At 72.2% G+C, this 2,830-nt stretch carries 4 protein-coding genes; all 4 read right to left on the bottom strand.

What is annotated here, in order from left to right; genetic code table 11:
- On the bottom strand, positions 1 to 814 hold an 814-nt coding region (locus WA805_RS07755; RefSeq protein WP_425241995.1), incomplete at its 3' end, for a hypothetical protein.
- The gene (locus WA805_RS07750) at positions 811 to 1,563 is read right to left on the bottom strand and encodes an ABC transporter ATP-binding protein (RefSeq protein WP_425241994.1); all 753 of its coding nucleotides are present in this window, start codon (positions 1,561 to 1,563) and stop codon (positions 811 to 813) included. The genes WA805_RS07750 and WA805_RS07755, both read right to left, overlap by 4 nt.
- Entirely contained in the window at positions 1,560 to 2,312 is a 753-nt protein-coding gene (locus tag WA805_RS07745) for a hypothetical protein (protein ID WP_425241993.1), read from the bottom strand. The genes WA805_RS07750 and WA805_RS07745 overlap by 4 nt, the downstream gene beginning before the upstream one ends.
- The coding region (locus WA805_RS07740; RefSeq protein ID WP_425241992.1) for an RNA polymerase sigma factor at positions 2,309 to 2,830 on the bottom strand (522 nt) is incomplete at its 5' end. The genes WA805_RS07740 and WA805_RS07745, both read right to left, overlap by 4 nt.

Below are 2,830 nucleotides of genomic sequence, written 5' to 3'. Positions count from 1 at the left end.
CCGCCAGCAATGCGACCCCGGCTACGAACAGCCAGCGCCCGACGCGGCTGACGGCGGACAAGAGCCCGCGGTACGAGAGGCGGAAGACCGGGGCCAGCGCGAGCACGCCGAGCAGCGCGACCGTGATTCCGCCCATGAACATGACCTGCGTGATCGCTAGATCCGGCGCGACGCGGTAGAAGACGCCGTCGTCGGTGAGGGGCACCGCGGTCGCCGTCGACAGGAGGCCGTAGGTGCTGCCGTTGGGCTTCACCTGTAGCGCGGCGTGGAAGCCACTCTCGGCGAGGAGGACCGTGCCGATCGCGGCCAGCGGGGCGGTGAACCGGCCGGGGAACAGGGCGCCGGCGGTGAACCCGATCACCGCGAACGTGACCACTTCGATGACGCCGACCGCGACCGGCCATAGCGGCGGGCTGCCCCAGGTGGCGTTCAGCGCGGTGTCGATATACACCGCCGCGACGCCGGCCAGGAAGGTGAGGATCAGCCAGAACAACGTGGCGCCAAGCGCGGACGCCTGCCGTGCCCAGGCCGGGCGGACGGTCGTCGCGACCAGGTCGCCGGTCTTACGGCGGCCCTCCCGCGACGCCACCCACGCCGCGAGGCCGGCGGCGAACGGGCCGAAGTCGGCGACCATGTGGCTGGTGATCACCGAGGAGCGAACGGTCCAGACAGGGGGGAACCCCGCGGCCGTTCGGAATGAATCAAAGTAGAAGAGCGCGACCAGCAGCGGAACCGCCCACAGGACCACGGACCGCCTTATCTCAATCCGCAGCACCGGGGCCGGGCGGTAACGGGACAGGGCGACGGCGGTCATGACGCGGTCCTGGCCGCGGCGAGGATCGCGCTGTAGCCGCGCTCGAGCGGGGAGTCGCCGACACCCTGGCCGGCCTCGCCGCGAGCGGTCAGCTCTTCAGGGGTGCCGCGGAACGCGACCCTGCCGTTCGACATCAGGGCCACCTCGGAGCACGCCGCGCCGACGTCCTCGACCAGGTGGGTGGACACCACCACGGTCGCGGTCTGGCCGAGGTCACGGATCAGCGCGCGGAACGCGACCCGCTGCTCGGGGTCGAGGCCCGCGGTCGGCTCGTCGAAAAGCATGAGTTCCGGCTCGTTCACGATCGCCTGCGCGATGCCGACCCTCCTCAGCATGCCGCCCGAGAGGGTGCGCAGCTTCGCCTTCGCCTTCTGGCCGAGGTCGACCTTCTCCACCGCGGCGGCCACCGCCTTCGGGACCAGATGGGGCGGGACCTCCTTGAGCAGCGCGAAGTACTCGACGAACTCGACCACGGTGAACGAGGGGTAATAGCCGAGCTGCTGCGGGAGGTAGCCGAGCCTGCGCCTGATCTCCCTGCGGTCGGCCGGCTGCGCGGGATCCCTGTCGAGCAGCGCGAGCTTGCCTGACGACGGCGGCAGGATCGTGGCGAGCATGCGGAGCAGGGAGGTTTTGCCGGCGCCGTTCGGGCCGAGGAGGCCGAGAACCCCCGGGCCCGCGTCGAGGGTCACCCCGTCGACGGCCACGTTCCGGCCGAATCTGCGGGTGATGTCGTACAGTTCGATGTTCACTGGGCGCCCCTTTGCGGACGGGTGACGTAGTAGACAACCGCGGCGCAGCAGGCCGCGACCGCCAGGTACAGCAGGTAAAGGTTCGGATCGGTGACAGCACCGGCGAGGCTGGTGCCGGCCGACGGCGACGGCGACAGGCCGGGGCTGCTGGCGGTGCTGTCAAGGGCGCCGCGCCCGAGCACGACGACGATCCACGCGGCCACCCCGGCGCCCGCGCCGACGGCGGCCGACCTGACGGCGACCGCGACGGCCAGGGTCAGTGTGCAGACCGCGGTCATCGGGATCAGCCAGCCGAAGGTGAGCTGCGCGGTGTGTGTCCCCGCCGTGGTGCCGAGCGTCGCGGCGCTCGCGGCCATGCCGAGTATGGCGTTCACCGCGAACACCGCGACGGCCCTGGTCAGCAGCACGAGCCGGTCGCTGACCGCGCAGCTGCAGGCCAGCTCCCAGGCCGGGTCGATGCCGGGGCCGTAGGCGTAGGCGATGCCGACCGCCGCGACCGCCGGGGCGATGAGCCAGACGAGCGGCTGGTCCGAGCCCAGCTGGACGAGTGCGCCGATGGCGAGCACCAGCGTGCTCCCGATCAGCCACGGGCCGAGCAGCGACGGCGTGGTGAGCAGCGCGCGGGCCAGGCCGGGCGACCTTAGGAGCTTCGCCGCGGTTTGCTCCAGCCGGCCGGGGTGGCGGCGCCATACCTCGGCTGCGACGTTGGTCCAGACGCGATCAAGGTCTACGTCATCCGGTGCGGTCATCGCGTGCCTCCTTCCGCGCTATGGGTGCCGGCGCCGTGCAGGGCGGCGCGGAGCAGCCGGCGCGCGCGGTGCGCGCGGCTCTTGACCGTGCCTTCGGGGACGCCTGTCAGCTGCGCCACCTCCGCCACCGGCCGGTCTTCGACGTACAGCAGCCGCCACACCTCGCGTTCCGCGCGACGGTCAGCGCCGCTGAGCGCTTGCGTCGCGGCGGCCAGCTCCGCCCTGGCGAGCACGGTCTCGGCGGGGTCCGCGCTCGGCCCGGTCTCCTCGGTGTCCTCACCGGGCAGCGGCACGGGCGGCTGGCCGCGCTTCCTGAGCAGCATCGCCGACTGGTTCCGCGCGATCACCCAGAGCCAGGCCGCCGGGGCGCCCCGGGGCTGGTAGGTCTTCGCGTTCTGCCACACCGCGATGAACGTCTCTTGCAGCACGTCCTCGACGTCGTCTGGCGGCAAGGCCTTGCGCAGCCGCACGGCGAGCCACGGCGCGTGCCGGGAGAACAGTTCCCGCAGCGCCGTGTC

Source organism: Trebonia sp. (assembly GCF_049794275.1).
Taxonomy (GTDB): domain Bacteria; phylum Actinomycetota; class Actinomycetes; order Streptosporangiales; family Streptosporangiaceae; genus Trebonia.
Note: the sequence above shows the minus strand (reverse complement) of the source record. Positions and strands in the feature narration are given on the sequence as shown.

What these genes read in the sequence shown, in the direction of transcription:
- WA805_RS07745 (WP_425241993.1), bottom strand. Translation starts at nt 2,312, where the DNA reads ATGACCGCACCGGATGACGTAGACCTTGATCGCGTCTGGACCAACGTC.